This window comes from Winogradskyella sp. PC D3.3, from assembly GCF_054366245.1.
Genome location: NZ_CM135962.1, coordinates 1,514,891 through 1,533,237 on the forward strand (window position 1 = coordinate 1,514,891; position 18,347 = coordinate 1,533,237).

14 protein-coding genes and 1 tRNA gene are annotated in these 18,347 nt (G+C 34.1%); 13 read left to right on the forward strand and 2 right to left on the reverse strand.

What is annotated here, in order from left to right; genetic code table 11:
* Position 1 precedes the first annotated feature (1 nt).
* The 6 genes from ACXGSQ_RS06440 (at position 2) to ACXGSQ_RS06465 (ending at position 8,923) form a co-directional block, all read left to right on the forward strand.
* A complete protein-coding gene (locus ACXGSQ_RS06440; RefSeq protein ID WP_458628795.1) occupies positions 2 to 1,360 on the forward strand; it encodes a glucoamylase family protein in 1,359 nt (452 codons plus the stop codon).
* Between the two features lie 18 nt (positions 1,361 to 1,378).
* Entirely contained in the window at positions 1,379 to 2,179 is an 801-nt protein-coding gene (locus ACXGSQ_RS06445; RefSeq protein ID WP_458628796.1) for a carboxylesterase family protein, read from the forward strand.
* Positions 2,180 to 2,183: 4 nt separating this feature from the next.
* On the forward strand, positions 2,184 to 4,523 hold the full coding sequence (gene bglX / locus ACXGSQ_RS06450) for a beta-glucosidase BglX (protein ID WP_458628797.1): 2,340 nt from the start codon (positions 2,184 to 2,186) through the stop codon (positions 4,521 to 4,523).
* 104 nt (positions 4,524 to 4,627) lie between these two features.
* Entirely contained in the window at positions 4,628 to 5,584 is a 957-nt protein-coding gene (locus tag ACXGSQ_RS06455) for an alpha/beta hydrolase (protein WP_458628798.1), read from the forward strand.
* Positions 5,581 to 7,431: a family 43 glycosylhydrolase gene (locus ACXGSQ_RS06460; RefSeq protein WP_458628799.1), complete on the forward strand. Its 1,851-nt coding sequence runs from the start codon at positions 5,581 to 5,583 to the stop codon at positions 7,429 to 7,431. Before ACXGSQ_RS06455 ends, ACXGSQ_RS06460 begins: the two co-directional genes overlap by 4 nt.
* 115 nt (positions 7,432 to 7,546) lie before the next feature.
* Positions 7,547 to 8,923 (forward strand): sugar porter family MFS transporter, encoded by a 1,377-nt coding sequence (locus tag ACXGSQ_RS06465; protein WP_458628800.1) that lies wholly within the window; start codon positions 7,547 to 7,549, stop codon positions 8,921 to 8,923.
* 249 nt (positions 8,924 to 9,172) lie between these two features.
* On the opposite strand, the gene ACXGSQ_RS06470 is transcribed toward ACXGSQ_RS06465, so the two are convergent.
* Positions 9,173 to 9,248: transfer RNA gene (locus ACXGSQ_RS06470), tRNA-Phe, on the reverse strand.
* A gap of 103 nt (positions 9,249 to 9,351) precedes the next feature.
* Between ACXGSQ_RS06470 and ACXGSQ_RS06475 the strand changes: the two genes are divergently transcribed.
* From ACXGSQ_RS06475 to ACXGSQ_RS06505, 7 genes are all read left to right on the forward strand, one after another.
* Positions 9,352 to 10,080, forward strand: coding sequence for a type III pantothenate kinase (locus ACXGSQ_RS06475; protein ID WP_458628801.1), 729 nt, complete (start codon positions 9,352 to 9,354; stop codon positions 10,078 to 10,080).
* Positions 10,080 to 11,402 (forward strand): hypothetical protein, encoded by a 1,323-nt coding sequence (locus tag ACXGSQ_RS06480; RefSeq protein WP_458628802.1) that lies wholly within the window; start codon positions 10,080 to 10,082, stop codon positions 11,400 to 11,402. The genes ACXGSQ_RS06475 and ACXGSQ_RS06480 overlap by 1 nt, the downstream gene beginning before the upstream one ends.
* Positions 11,403 to 11,417: 15 nt before the next feature.
* Positions 11,418 to 12,779 (forward strand): hypothetical protein, encoded by a 1,362-nt coding sequence (locus ACXGSQ_RS06485; protein ID WP_458628803.1) that lies wholly within the window; start codon positions 11,418 to 11,420, stop codon positions 12,777 to 12,779.
* Positions 12,779 to 13,345: an LPS export ABC transporter periplasmic protein LptC gene (gene lptC, locus ACXGSQ_RS06490; RefSeq protein WP_458628804.1), complete on the forward strand. Its 567-nt coding sequence runs from the start codon at positions 12,779 to 12,781 to the stop codon at positions 13,343 to 13,345. The genes ACXGSQ_RS06485 and lptC overlap by 1 nt, the downstream gene beginning before the upstream one ends.
* 127 nt (positions 13,346 to 13,472) lie before the next feature.
* Positions 13,473 to 13,664 carry a hypothetical protein gene (locus ACXGSQ_RS06495; protein WP_458628805.1) on the forward strand — a complete coding sequence of 64 codons (192 nt, stop codon included), beginning with the start codon at positions 13,473 to 13,475 and terminating at the stop codon, positions 13,662 to 13,664.
* A gap of 3 nt (positions 13,665 to 13,667) precedes the next feature.
* Complete coding sequence (locus tag ACXGSQ_RS06500; RefSeq protein ID WP_458628806.1) at positions 13,668 to 14,957, forward strand: hemolysin family protein; 1,290 nt, start codon at positions 13,668 to 13,670, stop codon at positions 14,955 to 14,957.
* A gap of 248 nt (positions 14,958 to 15,205) precedes the next feature.
* Positions 15,206 to 17,353, forward strand: coding sequence for a peptidylprolyl isomerase (locus tag ACXGSQ_RS06505; protein ID WP_458628807.1), 2,148 nt, complete (start codon positions 15,206 to 15,208; stop codon positions 17,351 to 17,353).
* Positions 17,354 to 17,424: 71 nt separating this feature from the next.
* Here the strand turns inward: ACXGSQ_RS06505 and ACXGSQ_RS06510 are convergent, their stop codons facing one another.
* Positions 17,425 to 18,345 carry a GYDIA family GHMP kinase gene (locus tag ACXGSQ_RS06510; RefSeq protein ID WP_458628808.1) on the reverse strand — a complete coding sequence of 307 codons (921 nt, stop codon included), beginning with the start codon at positions 18,343 to 18,345 and terminating at the stop codon, positions 17,425 to 17,427.
* Between the last annotated feature and the right edge of the window lie 2 nt (positions 18,346 to 18,347).

Genomic DNA, 18,347 nt, shown 5'->3' on the forward strand with positions numbered 1-18,347 from the left:
TATGAGAATTTATAGCCTTATAGTCGTAGTATTATTATGTTTTAGTTGTGGTTCAGATGATGGGCCAGGCTATCAAGAACCTTATAATCCAAATGATGATGATCCTGTTGTTGAAACTTTGACAGATGAGGAGATAATGGATTTAATCCAAGAAACTACGTTTAAATATTTTTGGGATTATGCTGATGCTAACTCTGGTGCCGCTAGAGAACGCTATCATCCAAATGATCCTACTAATAGCCAGAATATAGTGACAACTGGAGGAAGTGGTTTTGGTATTATGGCCATTTTAGTAGGTATAGAGAGAGGCTATATTTCAAGAAGTGAAGGATTTGATAGGTTAGCTCAAATCTTAACATTTTTTGAAAACGCAGATCGTTTTCATGGAGCATGGCCACATTGGATAAACGGAACTAATGGTAGTGTGGTGCCATTTAGTGCAGAAGATAATGGAGGTGATCTAGTTGAAACGGCACTTTTAGCGCAAGGTCTTATTTGTGTTAAAGAATACTTTAAGAATGGTACAACGGAAGAAGCTGCTTTAGCAACTCAAGCAGATGTGCTATGGAAGGGTGTAGAGTGGGATTGGTATACGCAAGGTCAAAATGCATTGTATTGGCATTGGAGCTCTAGTAATGGATTCTCAATAAATTTAGAACTTAAAGGTTACAATGAAACGTTAATAGCGTTTATCTTAGGTGCAGCTTCTCCGGACTTCCCTATTCCGGCAGAAGCGTACCATCAAGGATGGGCTAGTAATGGAAGCATTGTGTCTTCTTCAAGTCAATATGGTATTCCATTAGTATTGGATCATGCAGGTACTGGTACAGGACCACTATTCTGGGCACATTATTCGTTCTTAGGATTAAACCCTAAAAACCTATCAGATCAGTACGCTAATTATTGGGATTTAAATGTAAATCATACAAATATCAATTATCAATATTGTGTTAATAATCCAAATAATTATGTGGATTATGGTGAGGATTGTTGGGGCTTAACAGCAAGTTATAGTCGAAATTCAGATGGATCTACGGGCTATGCTGCACACGATCCTGAAAATGATTTAGGTGTTATCTCGCCAACAGCAGCCATTAGTTCAATTCCTTATACACCAGAGAAATCACTAGCAGCAATGCATTATTTCTATAGCAAGAAAGATGTTTTATTAGGACCTGCTGGTTTTTATGATGCCTTTAGTCCGCATTATAATGATTGGGTAACCGAACGTTATTTAGCCATAGACCAAGGTCCAGAAATTATTATGATTGAAAATCATCGATCAGGCTTGTTTTGGAATCTTTTTATGCAGAATGAAGATGTTCAAAATGGTTTGGATGCCTTAGAATTTACATATTAAACATTTTAATAACGGAATATGAAACCTCATTTAGTAACTTTAATTTTTAGTATTATAATCTTTAGTTCGTATGGTGTAAAAGCGCAACAAACGGAATCTTCAAAAGATTTGTTTTCATACGAAAATCATATTGTAAAAGGAGATACGCTTAATTACAGAATGCTTTTACCTAAAGATTTTGAAGCATCTAAAACATATCCATTGGTGCTAATGCTTCATGGCGCTGGTGAACGTGGCAATGATAATAAAAAACAACTGGCTCATGGAAGTCAATTGTTTTTAAACGAAACGGTAAGAGATTCGTTTCCGGCTATAGTGATTTTTCCACAATGTCCTAAAAATGATTATTGGTCTAAACTAGATGCCGATCGTTCAACAAAACCGATAACCTTTAACTATAAATACAATGAAGCTCCAACGAAAGCAATGGCATTGGTGATGGATTTAATGAAAGATATGGTTGCTAAACCTTTTGTAAAAACCGATCAGGTTTATGTTATGGGATTATCCATGGGAGGTATGGGAACTTTTGAAATCATTTATCGTTATCCTAAAATGTTTGCTGCGGCAATACCAATCTGTGGTGGTGGAGATCCAGAATCGGTAACGGCTTATGCTAAAGACATACCACTTTGGATATTTCATGGAGCAAAAGATGATGTGGTTGATCCGAAATTGTCTTTAAATATGGCTTCTGCAATTATTAGTGCAGGTGGCTTTCCTAAATTGACCTTATACGATTTTGCAAACCATAATAGCTGGGATCCGGCTTTTGCAGAACCAGAACTTTTAAATTGGCTTTTTTCAAAAACAAAATAATACAATGACTAAACGATTTTTCACTAAATTAATAGCACTTTTTTTAATCGCTTTCACTTTTTCAAGTTGTAATTCAAATTCGAATGCAACAAAGTCAACTGCTGACACTAATAATCCATTTGAAGCTCAAGTAGATTCTATTTTGGGACTCATGACTTTAGATGAAAAAATAGGTCAGCTTAATCTCCCTGTTTCTGGTGATATTACAACAGGGCAAGGAAAGAGTTCTGATGTGGGTAAAAAAATCCAAGAAGGTAAAGTTGGAGGGATGTTCAACATTAAATCTGTTGAAAAAATTAGAGCCGTTCAAAAGATTGCCGTAGAAGAAAGCCGATTAAAAATTCCATTATTATTTGGTATGGATGTCATTCACGGTTACGAAACAACGTTCCCTATTCCTCTAGGTTTATCCTCTACTTGGGATATGGAACTTATTGAAAAAACAGCTCGTGTTGCTGCAACTGAAGCTAGTGCAGATGGTATTAATTGGACGTTTTCACCAATGGTAGATATTTCTCGTGATCCACGTTGGGGACGCGTTTCAGAAGGTAATGGTGAAGATCCTTATTTAGGAAGTAGAATTGCAGAAGCCATGGTCAAAGGTTATCAACAAGATGACTTAAGCGGTAATAATACTTTGATGGCTTGTGTTAAACATTTTGCATTATATGGAGCTTCTGAGGCAGGTCGTGATTATAACACGGTTGATATGAGTAAAATTAGAATGTATAATGAATACTTAGAGCCTTACAAAGCTGCTGTTGATGCAGGTGTAGGTTCTGTTATGGCATCATTTAATGAAATTGATGGTATACCAGCAACAGGAAACAAATGGTTACTTACAGATTTATTACGAGAGGATTGGGGTTTTAATGGGTTTGTGGTTACGGATTACACCGGAATCTACGAAATGATGGCTCATGGAATGGGCAACGAAGAACAAGTCGTCTCTCAAGCATTAAGTGCAGGAATTGATATGGATATGGCAGGTGATTCTCCAATTGCAACGGCTGCATTTATTAAATCGCTTAAAAGTGCTTTAGAAAAGGGAATGGTGACTATAGATGAAATCGATACCGCAGTAAAACGAATGTTAACGGCTAAATATCAGTTAGGGTTATTTGATGACCCATACAAATACTGTGATGCAGAGAGAGCAAAAAACGAAGTTTTTACAGATGAAAACAGAGCGTTTGCAAGAAAAGTTGGAGCTGAATCTACAGTATTGCTTAAAAATGAAAACAACATATTGCCACTAAAAAAAGAAGGTACTATTGCTTTAATTGGGCCACTGGCCAATAATGCTGTTAATATGGCTGGTACGTGGAGTGTGGCTACAAACCAAGAAAAATCGAATCCATTTTTAGCAGGGTTAAAAACCGTTGTTGGTGATAAAGCGAATGTCCTTTATGCCAAAGGCAGTAATCTCGATTACGATTTAGAACTCGAAACCAAAGCAACCATGTTTGGTAAAACGATTCCAAGAGATGGTAGAAGCGATAAAGAATTATTAGATGAAGCCTTAAGTATCGCTAATAAGGCAGACGTTATTGTTGCTGCTATTGGTGAATCGGCAGAGTTCAGTGGAGAAAGTAGTAGTAGAACAGATATAGGAATTCCTCAAGTTCAAAAAGATTTATTGAAGGCTCTCTTAAAAACAGGTAAACCTGTAGTTTTAGTTTTGTTTACAGGACGGCCTTTAGTTTTAGTTGATGAAAATGAAAATGTTCCAGCAATTCTCAATGTTTGGTTTCCGGGAAGTGAAGCCGGTTTGGCTATTTCAGATGTATTATTTGGAGATGTAAATCCTTCAGGTAAATTAACAGCAACCTTCCCAAGAAGTGTTGGACAAATTCCAATTTTTTACAATCATAAAAATACAGGGAGGCCTTTAATGAATGAAGAAGGTCGCTTCGAAAAATTTAGAAGTAATTATATCGACGAAAGAAATGAGCCTCTATATCCTTTTGGTTACGGTTTAAGTTATACAACATTTGATTATTCTAATTTTAAGATCAGTACAACAACTATTGATAGGGATGGTACACTTGATGTTTCTGTGGATGTCACCAATTCTGGAAATTACGATGGAAAAGAAGTTGTGCAACTTTATATTAGAGATGTTGTCGGTTCAGTCACAAGACCGGTCAAGGAGTTAAAAGGATTTCAAAAAGTTGCAATTAAAAAAGGAGAAACTAAAACAGTAAGCTTTAAGTTAACTGTTGAAGATTTAAAATTCTATAATTCGGATTTAGATTTTATAGCAGAACCAGGACAATTTCAAGTATTCATAGGTACTAATTCAGATACCAAAATGATGAAAGAGTTTAAGTTGACTAAATAATAGAGGCATAAAGTGCAAGCGCTCTAATATTAAATGATAATGGCATAACATCTTAGATTCATATTTTAAAAATAAATTTCTTTAATTGATTAATAGCAGCCCCTATGCCACATATAAACTTTAAGTACCAATCCCTATTCTTATTATTATGTGTGGCTTTTACATGTCAAATTATAGCGCAATCTCAGGATATTAATTTTAGTGTAAAGTCTTCAGAAAAGCGTATAAGTTTCAAAACCTATACTTATGCTATAAAAGGAAATGATACCTTAAAAATGGATATGTTTACACCTAATAAAATTAAAAAAGGAGAAAAATTACCACTATTACTTTGGATGCATGGGGGTGGGTTTTCGGGTAGTCATCGAGCGTATCCAGATGATCGTAATTTAGTTGTATATGCAGCTAAAGAGCAAAACTATATTGGAGTGTCTATCGATTATCGTTTACTTAGAAAAAATACGGCTACTGGTTTTGGTTGTGATTGTACTAAAGATGAAAAATTAGAAACGTTTAAACAAGCGGCAATTGATTATTTGGATGCAGCAAAGTTTTTAGTTGATCGAGCCGAAATGTTTCAAATAGATACTACTAAGATTATTGCTGGTGGAAGTAGTGCGGGTGCAGAAGGATCGTTAAATGCGGTATTTATGAAGGATTATTTTATAACCAATAAAGACGCCTACAGTAATGTGAAATTTGCAGGTGTGTTTTCATGTGCAGGTGCTGTGGTAGATGCAAGTTATATTACAGCGAATAATGCGGTGCCCTCAGTTTTGTACCATGGAACTAATGATAGTTTAGTGCCGTTTAGTAGTGCCTCACATCATTTTTGTGATTCTAAAAAAGACGGTTACTTTATGCTTGATGGTTCTGAGGTTATCGCTGAACAATTAGAAGAATTTGGAGTTGGCTATTATTTTAATATTGTTAAAGGAGGAGGGCATGAAATTGCAACAATTCCTTCGGAAGATTTCGATAAAATATTCAACTTCTTTAAATGCACGGTTTTAAATAACGACGTAATTCAGACTAAAGTTTTAAAAACAAAACAGCTATGAGACAATTTTATATTCTATTAATGATTTTGTTGGGGGTTCAATCTTGTAATAATGCCAAGGATAAGAGCATAGAACAACAGATTAATACAAAAGAAAAGACAGAAATAAAAAAAGGATTTGATACGTATATTAATCCTTTGGATATCGATTATACTTATATGGTTTATAATTCAAGCCAAAACAAATCGTACCGTTCTGGTGCAGATCCTGCGGTTATAGAGTTTAAAGGCGAATATTATATGTTTGTCACGCGTTCTTTTGGCTATTGGCATTCTACGGATTTGATGAATTGGAATTTTATTAAGCCGCAGCAATGGTTTTTTGAAGGGAGTAATGCACCAACAGCGTTTAATTACAAAGATTCGTTAGTGTACTTTGCTGGTAACCCTGCAGGATATGGAAGTATGCTTTATACGGACGATCCGAAAAGTGGAAAATGGGAACCGACAGCATCCATATCTACGGACATTCAAGATTCGGAATTATTTATAGATGATGATGGAAAAACCTATTTGTATTGGGGGTCTTCTAATGTACATCCGCTTCATGTAAAACTATTGAATAAAGACGATCGGTTTTTAGAAACAGGTGTTCGTAAAGAATTGTTTACTCTTGTTGAAGAAGAACACGGATGGGAACGTTTTGGTGAAAATAACTTTCACCCAACTTTAAAGGAGGGGTATTTGGAAGGCGCTTCTATGACCAAACATAACGGGAAATATTATTTGCAATATGCAGCACCCGGTACGCAGTTTAATGTGTATGCCGATGGCGTTTATATTGGTGATACGCCTTTAGGTCCTTTTAAATATATGAAAAATAATCCGATGAGTTTTAAGCCAGGTGGATTTACAAATGGTGCAGGACACGGCATAACGGTGAAGCAAACCAATGGACAATATTGGCACTTTGCAACGATGGCGCTTGCCTCTAATTCGCAATGGGAACGTCGTTTGTGTATGTTTCCAACTTATTTTGATGAGGATGGATTTATGTATAGCAATACAGCATATGGAGATTACCCGCGTTTTGGAGCTAATCATCCTACAAAGGCAGGGCAACATAATGGTTGGATGTTATTGTCGTACAAAGGAACTGCTACTGTCTCTTCTTCATTAATGCAGGTTGAGAAATTTACATCTGATGATGATGCCGTAGAGGTCACAGAATTACCTTTAGAAAAAAATAATGATGGTCAAATAATTTCTAAAGTATTAACAGATGAAAATCCTAAAACATTTTGGGTTGCAGATGCTAATGATGATAAGCAATGGATAACGATTGAAATGCTAAAACCTGGAAACATCAATGCTTTTCAATTGAATTTCCATGACTATGAATCAGGTATTTATACACGTACTAAAGGATTAAAACATCAATTTACAATTGAAACTTCTGAAGATGGCGTTAATTGGCAAACAGTTGTAGATAGAAGTATAAGCGAAAAGGATACACCAAATGCTTATATTGTATTAGATAAAACTGTAAAAGCAAAGTATGTGCGTTATAACAATATAAAAGTACCTGGTGCCAACTTTGCAATGTCCGAGTTTAGGGTTTTTGGATTAGGATTAGGAGATAAGCCAGAGAAGGTTACAGGATTTAAAGTAAAAAGAGAAGAGGATCGCAGAGATGTGTCTTTTTCTTGGAATGCTGTAGAAGGTGCTCAAGGGTATAATATCCGTTGGGGCATTGCAGAAGATAAATTATATCAGTCATGGCAAGTTCACGATACCAATGAGCATTTTATGCGTTGTTTAGATCGTGATACGCCTTATTATTTCACAATTGAAGCCTACAGTGAAAACGGAGTTTCTGAAAAAAGTGCAGTGATTTTTGTCGAATAAATTCTTAAATATGCAGTGTTAATTGATACTTGTATTAAATGTATTATCATTTATCTCCTTTAACTGAAGTATAGTATTAAGGGCTAAATAAACTAATATTAAATAAATATATAAAATGAAAAAAGGTGTTTTCTTATTATTAATCGCCGCGGTTTCCGCGTTAGGTGGTTTGCTTTTCGGCTATGATACAGGGGTTATCAATGGTGCTCAATTTTATCTTACAGAATATTTTAATTTAAGCGATGCTTTAAAAGGCTGGGTTGTAGGTAGTGCCCTTTTAGGATGTTTTGTTGGAGCTATTGTTGCTGGGCCATTGAGTATTAAGATTGGACGTAAATGGTCGTTAATTATTTCGGCAATTTTCTTTACGGTGTCCGCTTACGGTTCAGGTTTGCCAGAGATATTTCCTCAAACGGTGAGTATGTTAGTTGTGTTTAGAATTATTGGTGGTTTGGGTATTGGTGTCGCTTCGATGAATGCACCTATGTATATTGCTGAAATTGCACCTTCAAATATAAGAGGACGTATGGTGACGTATTATCAATTAGCTATTGTTATTGGCTTTTTTGTGGTATTTCTTGCAACTTATTTTATTGGTAACGATTTAACCGTAGCCGAAAATATTGAATTCGGGTGGCGTCGTATGTTCTGGTCAGAATTAATTCCGAGTCTTTTGTTTTTAATACTGTTGTTTATCGTTCCTAAAAGTCCAAGATGGTTGGCTCTAAAGGGGAAAGAAAAAGATGCTTTAGCCGTTTTACAAAAAATAAATGGAGATGAAGTCGCAGAAAAGGAAATGAGGCATATTAAAGAATCACTTAATGAAACGAATGATGGTGTTAAAGTGAGTTATTTTTCTAAAGGTATACTTGTAATTATAGCTATTGGTACAGTGCTTTCAATGTTGCAACAATTCACCGGAATTAATGCGGTATTGTATTATGGTGCTGATATTTTTGAAAAAGCACTTGGCTTTGGAAAAGAAGACGTCCTAGCTCAGCAAATATTATTAGCCTTTGTAAATTTAGTATTCACTTTTGTAGCCATGTTTACAGTCGATAAATTTGGAAGAAAACCACTGCTTTATATCGGTTCTGTTGGAATGATTGTTGGGTTTTTACTTTTAGGAATAACATTACAACAAGAAAGTGTAGGTGTCTTATCTTTAATTGGTGTGCTGCTTTTTATTGCGTCATTTGCCTTGTCTATGGGACCTGTAGTTTGGGTTTTATTATCAGAGATGTTTCCAAATAAAATTAGAAGTGTTGCGATGTCTGTGGCTGTAGCAGCGCAATGGGCCGCTAATTATGTGGTTTCGCAATCGTTTCCTGTTGTTATGGGGAGTGAAGTAAATAATAGTGCGCCTTGGAATGGCTCTTTACCTTACTATATTTTTATAGCCTTTATTCTAATCATTGTATATGTTACTTACAAGTTTATACCTGAAACAAAAGAAAAATCTCTTGAAGAAATTGAAGGGTTTTGGTCCTAAATCTTGTTTATATATTTGTTTTAATTGAAAAATCAAGGTGTAACACCTTGATTTTTTTGTTTAAAGCTTTGATTAACTGTTTTTATATACAATTTTTAATTTTGATCCTTTTTTTTTTATAAAAATCGGTATCTAATTTTAATTAGCACACACACACACACAACTTTTGAGATTGATCCCCTTGATCCGTAATACGCTTTGAGTACGCTATAAAACCAAAAAACCCGATTCCTAGGAATCGGGTTTTGGTGGTGGTGCCTCCAGGAATCGAACCAGGGACACAAGGATTTTCAGTCCTTTGCTCTACCAACTGAGCTAAGGCACCAATTGCTTTGTTAAGCGGATGCAAATATAGAAGCATTTTTATTATTCACAAAAAGAATTTGATAAAATTTGATTTTATAAATTTGCAGTATATAAAAATACTTATGAATCTTATTGTAGATGTGGGGAATACGTATGTAAAGTTTGCTGTTTTTAATAACGCAGATTTAATATATAAGTTAAGTTTTAAGCTTAAAGAGTTCAAAAAACAGTATAAAGTCTTGAAAAAAAACTTTCCAAAGTTGAAAAAAGCAATTATTTCATCTGTTGGTCATTTGTCCATGGAGCAAGTAGAACTAATAAAACATGATTTAAATGTAATTGAATTAACTTCAAAATTAAAATTTCCATTTGTAAACGATTATCAAACACCAAATACGTTAGGTGTAGATCGTATTGCTTTAGTTTGTGCTTCCGTTAATCAGTATGCAAACAGGAATACACTAATCATTGATGCGGGAACGTGTATAACATACGATTTTGTCACAAACGATAACCATTATCGTGGAGGAGCAATTTCTCCAGGATTGAGATTGCGTTATGTCGCACTAAATAATTTAACAGCAAATCTTCCGTTATTAGAGACTAAGCGACCTGTTAATGTAGTAGGAGACTCCACAGAATCATCAATTCATTCGGGTGTAGTTTATGGTGTAATAAAAGAAATTGATGGAGTAATTGATCAATATCAAGAAGATAACTCAGATTTAACAGTTATTTTAACAGGAGGAGATAGTAAATTTTTGTCAAACCAATTAAAAAATACCATATTTGCGAAATCAAATTTTCTTTTAGAAGGTTTGAATTTTATTCTAGAATATAATTCAAAATAATGATAAAACGATTCATTGTAATTTGTATTACAATTATAAGTTCTGCAGCTTTTGCACAACAAGGCACAGGCTCTCCATATTCATTTTATGGTATTGGAAGTCTTAAGTTTAAAGGTACTGTAGAAAACCGTAGCATGGGAGGAATAGGTGTTTACTTAGATAGTATTCACTTTAATCTAAGAAACCCAGCTTCGTATGCAGGGAATCCTATAGAAGGATCTTATTTCAATGGTGAGAGTAGACCTGTTAAATTTACGGTTGCTGGTACTATGAATAATGCAACATTAAAAAGTAATTCAAACGAAGCCAGTACTAATAGTACTATGTTTGATTATATAGCGATATCAGTTCCTATCGGTAAATTTGGCTTTGGCTTTGGCTTGTTGCCATACACATCTGTAGGATATAAACTAGATGATATTAATGATGATAGTATCTTAGAGAACCGTTTTAGTGGTGAAGGTGGTTTAAATAGAGTTTTCGCAGGCTTAGGTTACCAAATTACGGAGAAGCTTGGTGTTGGTGTTGATTTTAGTTATAATTTCGGAAATATTCAAAATAATGCACTCGAAGTAAAGTATGGCCTAGATGGAGATATTATACAATATCAAACATTAGAATATAATAGGTCTGATTTGAGTGGTTTAACTTTAAATTTTGGTCTGAATTATAAAACTATGATTTCGGATAAATTAGAGTTGTCTGCTACGGCAACTTATGCGCCTGGTAGTAAACTGAACTCAGATAATATAAGATCATTATCTACGGTTACTATTGATGCTTCTACATATCAGGTTTCACGTTTGTCGAATGAAATTGATGTAGATCTTGAAGCTCAAAATCTGAAAAGCACAAAATTAACTTTACCATCAACATTTTCTTTTGGTGTAGGTGTCGGATCGCCAAAATCTTGGTTTGTTGGTACAGAATATACGTATCAAAGTGCTAGTGATTTTTCTAATCCAATATTTTCTAATACGATTTCTTCTTTTGAAAATTCTTCAAAAATTGCTGTTGGTGGATTTGTTATTCCAGATTATAATGCATTCTCAGGTTACTTTAAACGTGTCGTTTATAGGGCTGGATTTAACTTCGCTAATACAGGCTTAGTTATAAAAGATGAATCTATTAAAGAGTTTGGCATGTCTTTTGGTCTAGGATTACCAGTTGGAAGACGAAGTTTATTCTCTAATGCTAATTTAGGCTTAGAATTTGGAAAGCGAGGAACAACTAATAAAAATTTAATTCAAGAGAATTTTGTAAACTTCAATGTAAGTTTATCTTTAAATTCTAGATGGTTTGAACAAAGGAAGTATAAATAACAAAATTAACTAAAGATGAAGACGAGAATTACTATACTATTTTTAGCACTGTTTATGAGTGTTAACTTAGGGTTTGCTCAGCAAGATGAAGAATGTATGAACAATCTATCAATTTTTGATAGTTATGTAAAGAGCAAAAAATATGATGATGCATATGGTCCTTGGAAAATTGTTAGAGATAAGTGTCCTAAATTTAATAGAGCAATCTATGTGCATGGTGAAAAAATCCTAAAACATAAAATAGAAAACTCTACTGGAGCAGAACAAATAGCACACATTAAAGATTTAATGTTGTTACACGATCAGAGTAGAGAGCATTTTGAGTCTAGATATGATTTAGGTGAAATTTTGGTTGATAAAGCTAACTTAGCTTACAAATACAGAAAAGAGTTAAATATGTCAGACGAGCAAGTCTATAACATGTTCGATGAGGCTTATCAAAAAGATCCAAAAAACTTTACTAATGCAAAAGGACTTTATACGTATTTTTCTTTGGCTGTAGATTTATATGACGCACAAAAGATAACGGCGCAGCAAATGTTTGATAAGTATGATGATGTTATTGAATTGATTGATGATATCGAAAAGAGTCATACAGAAAAACTGAATAACTTAATTGAAAAGGAGGAAAGTGGTATTGAACTAACGAAAAATGAATCGAAATACAAAAAATATCACGAAAGTAGTTTAGAAGCCTTTGATAAAGTAAAGGCTAGTATGGATCAGAAAGTAGGTGAAAGAGCGACTTGTGAAATTTTAGTGCCATTATATCAAAAAGATTTTGAAGAGAATAAAACTAATGGAGAATGGTTGCAACGTGCTATGAACAGAATGTATGCTAAAGGCTGTAAAGATGATCCTTTATTTGTGCAATTAGTTCAACAAAAAAATAGTATTGAGCCTAGTGCAGATACCGCATTCTACTTATACTTATTAACGGGAGAGCAAAAGTATTTTGATCAAACGGTAAAGTTGGAAACAGATCCATTAAAAAAAGCAAAGCTTTACAAGAAATTAGCGCAAGAGTTTAAAGGAAAAGGTAGTTACGGAAAAGCAAGACAATATTATATGGAAGCTTTAAAGCTAAATCCTTCAGATGGTTCACCATACTTAGCAATTTCTAATATGTATGCAAAAAGCGCAAACAACTGTGGAGATACAAACTTTAATAAAAGAGCTGTATTCTGGTTAGCTGCTCTTGAAGCAGAGAAAGCTGGACGAGTAGATGGACGTTTAAAAAAGGCAGCGGCTCAAACAGCAGCAAGTTATAGAGCGCAAGCACCTTCTAAGACAGAAATATTTAACTGTACTTGTGCAGGTGAAACGATTAAAATCGGATGTTGGATAGGACGATCAGTAACAGTTCCTAAAAATTAATGAGAAAACAGTTTTCACATATTACAAAAAACCTAGTCACAGCAATTGTTGTGACTTTGTTTTTTTCATGTAACAATGACTTTAATGAGGTTCAAAAAGTTGGTGTCTTACAAAATCAGCCTATTGGTGAGGCTGAAAATATAGATTTAAAATATACCGAGTTTGAAGAAGATACTGTAAGATTACTAGCCAATTTGCTAAGTCCAAAAATGTTAGACTATTCTAATAGGAGATTTGCATTTTCTGAGTTTCCAATAGGAATAGAGCTGAAAATCTATGATAAAAATAATAATCTAACAACAATAACTTCCAATTACGCTATTGTCTATTCAGATACTGATATTATAGATTTACGTGGCAATGTTCAAATTGCAACACATGAAAAGGATACTTTATTTACAGAGCAATTATTTTATAATCAAAAGTTAGAATGGCTATTTACTAATGAGCCTTGGTTGTTTAAACGTTTTGGTAGCCCGTCACATGGAATTGGTTTCGATTCTGATAAAGAATTCAAAAACTTTCAGTTGTTAGAAATGGGAGGCGAAGTTCAATTCGATAATTAACTATCTTTGCGCTATATTCAGTTTACTTAAAACATGACCTGAGCGCAAAACAGAACTTCAAAGTTTTAGAACGGTTTCATGCGTCAAGATTATGAGGTAAGTAAAAAAAAACAATAAAAATTAACACATGAAAATACAGAAGATTTTTCATTACGCCTATCTCATTTTTGCGGTCCTTTTTATTTATGATGCCATAACAAAATGGTCTGAAAATAGAAATGGGGCATACATGTCATTGCTTTTTGCAGCATTGGCTGGATTTATGTTTTTCTTTAGAAAACGCTTCAGTAAAAAGTTCGAAGATCATAACAATAAATAATTTATGACTACTGATTTAGTCATTATTATAAGTACACTGATACTGTCAGCCTTTTTTTCAGGTATGGAAATCGCTTATGTGTCTTCAAATAAAATTCATATTGAATTAGAGAAGAAACAAGGGGATTTTTTGGGGAGAATTCTAGGTAAGCTTACCGCTAAGCCATCCAAGTATATTGCTACAATGCTTATTGGTAATAATATCGCCTTGGTGATCTATGGTTTTAAAATGGGGGAAGTTTTGGTCCGTTGGTTTCAAACCATGTTGCCTTCAGATAGTGATGCTTTAACGTATTTGTTTGTTGATTTGCAATTGTTGACACAAACTGTGATTTCAACCTTAGTGATTTTAATTACGGCAGAGTTTTTACCTAAAGTATTCTTCCAAATTTATGCGAATACCTTATTGAAGATATTAGCATTTCCTACGTATATATTCTATCTCTTATTTTCTTGGGTTTCAGATTTTATCATTTGGATTTCAGATGCGGTATTAAAATACATATTTAGAGCCGAAGGAGAAGATGTCGTTTTAGCAATGACTAAAGTAGAACTGGGTAATTATATTACAGAGCAAATGGAATCTGTTGAAAACCAGGATGAGGTAGATAGTGAGATTCAGATTTTTCAAAATGCTTTAGAATTTTCAGAGGTAAAGGCGCGTGAGGTAATGGTGCCGCGTACAGAGATCACAGCGGTAGATATTTCAGATTCTATAGAAAATCTAAGGCAACTTTTTATAGAAACAGGTAGGACTAAAATTATTGTCTATAAAGATAATATTGATGATATTTTAGGCTATGTCCATTCGTTTGAACTGTTTAAAAAACCCGAAACCATTAAGTCTATAATTATTCGTGTTGCTTTTGTTCCTGAAACCATACTTATTAAAGATGTATTGAATATTTTAACGCGAAAACGTCGAAGTATAGCCGTAGTCATTGATGAGTACGGAGGTACATCTGGGATTATGACAGTTGAAGATATTGTGGAAGAGTTATTTGGTGAAATTGAAGACGAGCATGATACGGTTGAAATGGTTGAAGAGCAATTAAATGAAAACACCTATAAATTCACAGCCAGATTAGAAGTTGATTATATTAATGAAACCTATAAATTAAATCTTCCCGAAAGTGAAAATTATGAAACATTAGGTGGATTAATTGTTCATGCTACAGAAGGAATTCCACAAGAGAATGATGATGTGCAAATCGATAATTTTAAGTTTACCATTACCGAAGTATCATCAACAAAGATTGACGAAGTTATATTAAGAGTTCTTGATGTAGATTAATGGATTTACTTTTTTTTAAGTAATATTGATTATAGTTGACTTATAATAAGTGTATTACGAGAATTTAAAAGTTAATATAACTTTGTGTTTTGCTTCTGTAATTACAAAGTTACTTAAGTCTATTTCTGTAAAATTTTGAATAAAGCTGATAACACTTATAAAAACTGCACTTCTCCTTTTATTATTTAGTAGAATATACTATTTTCGCAGACTTATTTACATCAAATTAAAGACGATACAAGAAGACTATGGCAGTTTTAAATAAAATTAGACAACGCTCACTAATATTAATATTAGTAATCGCATTAGCGTTATTTTCATTCGTAATTGGAGATTTATTCAAAAATTCTGATGCTCTAACAGGTGGCTCACAAGACGTGATTGCTACAATTAACGGTACAGACATCAACCGAGTTGAGTTCCAAGAAAAAGTAAAGAATTATCAAGATAGATCTGGAGGAAGACAAACGTCTACCCAGTCTATGAATGCAATTTACAATCAAGAGCTACGTAGAATCGTTTTACAATCAGAATTTGAAGAATTAGGATTGTCTGTTGAAAAAGACGAAATGAGAGATTTATTAAAAAATAGTTTCTCTTCTTATCCAGAATTTCAAGATGCTGACGGAAACTTTGATGTTAACCGTTTAAATGCATTTATTGCAAACTTGAGAGATTTAAATGGTGATACCGCTCCTTTAGGTAATTTTTTGGTAAACTATGAGAGCTGGACAAACAATGAACAAACCATTGCTACAAATGCGATTCAGCAGACGTATTATAACATGATAAAAGCTGGTGTCGGTACAACTGTTGCTGAAGCTGAAGCGGAGTATTTAGGTGATTCTAAAACAGTAGACATTCGTTATGTGCAAGTGCCATATACAACTATTGCTGATACTTTAGTTTCTGTGTCTAAAAGCGAAATTTCTGCTTATATGAAAAAGCATGAGGATACTTATAAAACTGATGCGACTAGAGAAGTTGTTTATGTAGAATTTAAAGAAGAAGCTTCTAAAGCTGATGAAGATAAAATTAAAGCTGATTTATTAGCCTTAAAATCAGATAGAACTGAATATAATGAAAGTAGTAAGAATACAGAAACAATTCCTGGATTTGATTCGGCTACAGATATTGAAGAATTTGTGAATTCAAACTCTGCAATAAAATACAACGATGCTTTTTTAAGAGCGGGACAATTACCAGCTGTTGCTAAAGATACTTTAATGAAATTAGAGGTTGGTAGTTATTACGGGCCTTATAAAGATGGTGAGTTCTATAAGTTATCTAAAGTTATTGCAACTCAAGAATTACCAGACTCAGTAAAAGTGCGTCATATCTTAGTCCCTTTTGTCGGTGGTCAAAGAGCAGATGCGTCTGTAACTAAAACACCAGTAGAAGCAAAGAAAACTGCAGATAGTATTTTTGCAGCAATTAAAGGGGGTACTAAGTTTTTAGACTTATTGGAACTGTCTTCTGATAAAGTGAGTAATGAACAAGATGGTGAAATTGAATTTGACTATTTAGCAGGAATGGCACCAGAATTTAAGGCTTACGCTTTTGATAATAAAGTTGGCGACATTGATGTGGTACAAACCTCTTTTGGTTATCATATTATAGAAATATTAGAGCAGAAGAGTTTTAATAAAGCGATAAAAGTAGCGACAGTAGCAACTAAAATTGAGCCATCTGATCAAACGCTTCAAGATGTATTTAACGCGATGTCTAAGTTTGAAATTGCAGCAAAAGATGCAGATTTTAATGCCTTAGCTAAAGAACGTGGTTTAACAGTTAAGCCAATTACATTTAAAGCATTAGATGAAAATATTCCTGGTCTTGGAAGTCAAAGAGAAGTGGTGCGTTGGGCCTTTGAGGAAGATACAGAAATTGGTGACTTCAAAAACTTCGGAATTTCTAATTTTGGTTTTATCATTGCTAAGGTTGTAGAGAAAAGAGAAAAAGGATTAATGAGTGTTGAGGACGCTTCAATTACAGCATTACCTGAAATAAGAAAGGAAAAGAAGGCGAAGATGATTCGTGAAAAGATTACAGCAACGACTGTTGATGATATCGCTAAAAATCAAGGACAGAGTGTGAGAACAGCTGCCGCACTTACAATTAAGAACACAACCTTATCTGGTGCTGGTGTTGAGCCTAAAGTTGTAGGAGCTGCATTTGGTTTGGCTCAAGGCAAAACCTCTAACCCAATTGATGGAGATAAAGGGGTTTATGTTATTGAAGTTACTAAAGTTAATGAAGCAACGAAATTAGATAACTATGGTGCTATAGTAAACCGATTAAATGCAGAACGTAGAAATACAGTACAATCTAAAGTGTTTACAGCTTTAGAGAAGTCTGCAGATATTGAAGATAACAGAGCTAAAACGGTATACTAACCGAGAAGCTTACAATAAAATTAAGAATATGGCTTTGCAGAAATGTGAAGCCATTTTTTTGTGTTATAGATTTAGGTTAAAACCATGGAGTCATAGCTCAAAACTGTCTCAAATCCTTTAGCATTAAAATAGGCTTTAGGATTGGTTTTAGCTGTGACCATAATAAAATCTCCTCCCCAAGCTCCTAAGCTTTTTACGGCGCCATTAAAGTCTGAAAATAATTGCGTTTTAATTGGAGCTTGTTGTATAAGGTCAGCAATAATGTTTTCATGAGACGCAATTAAGGTTTCAAATTCTGAAAGTGAATCGCAAACAAGCATCGCTTCGGTAATAGCGTTAATTTGATTAATGATTTTAGAGTTGATTTTGTCTAGGGTTTTATATGCTGAAATACCATCTCTACTATTTTGTTTCTGATTCAAGTATACAAAATAGAGCTGATCTTTAAATTTAGGTATAAAATTAACGGGTTTTACTATTGGGTTTTGTTTGGGTTGTAGTTGAAAGGTAATTGACGTATCATGTTGTGCACATGCAATGTCATAACCACTACCTCCAAACGTTTTTTCAAGCAATTTATAGGCGTTCACCTGTGCCCAATTGGCAATATTATTAATTAAAGTAGAGGATGTGCCTAAGCCCCAAAGACGGTTAAAATCCTGATAGGTTGTGATCTGATAACCTTGGGTTGACGATAAAAAATCAGGATTTAGGCTTTGAGTCGCTTTTAGAATTTGTAATAGTCTGGCTTTAACATCGAGTTGAGACGGAATGGTTTTGTGAGAAGAAGCGATTTCATCATAGGTCATAGAGCATTCAAACCAAATCTGTTCAAGTTCATTGTAACTTTTCCAGTTAATGCGATTAGAGTCGTTCTGCTGAATCTCTAAACACTGTCCATATTTAGTAGGAATGGCCAAGGCTTTGGCGCCATTCAAAACAGCATATTCAGCGGTGAGTAATAGTTTTCCGTTACTTCTAAAAGTCTTCAAAT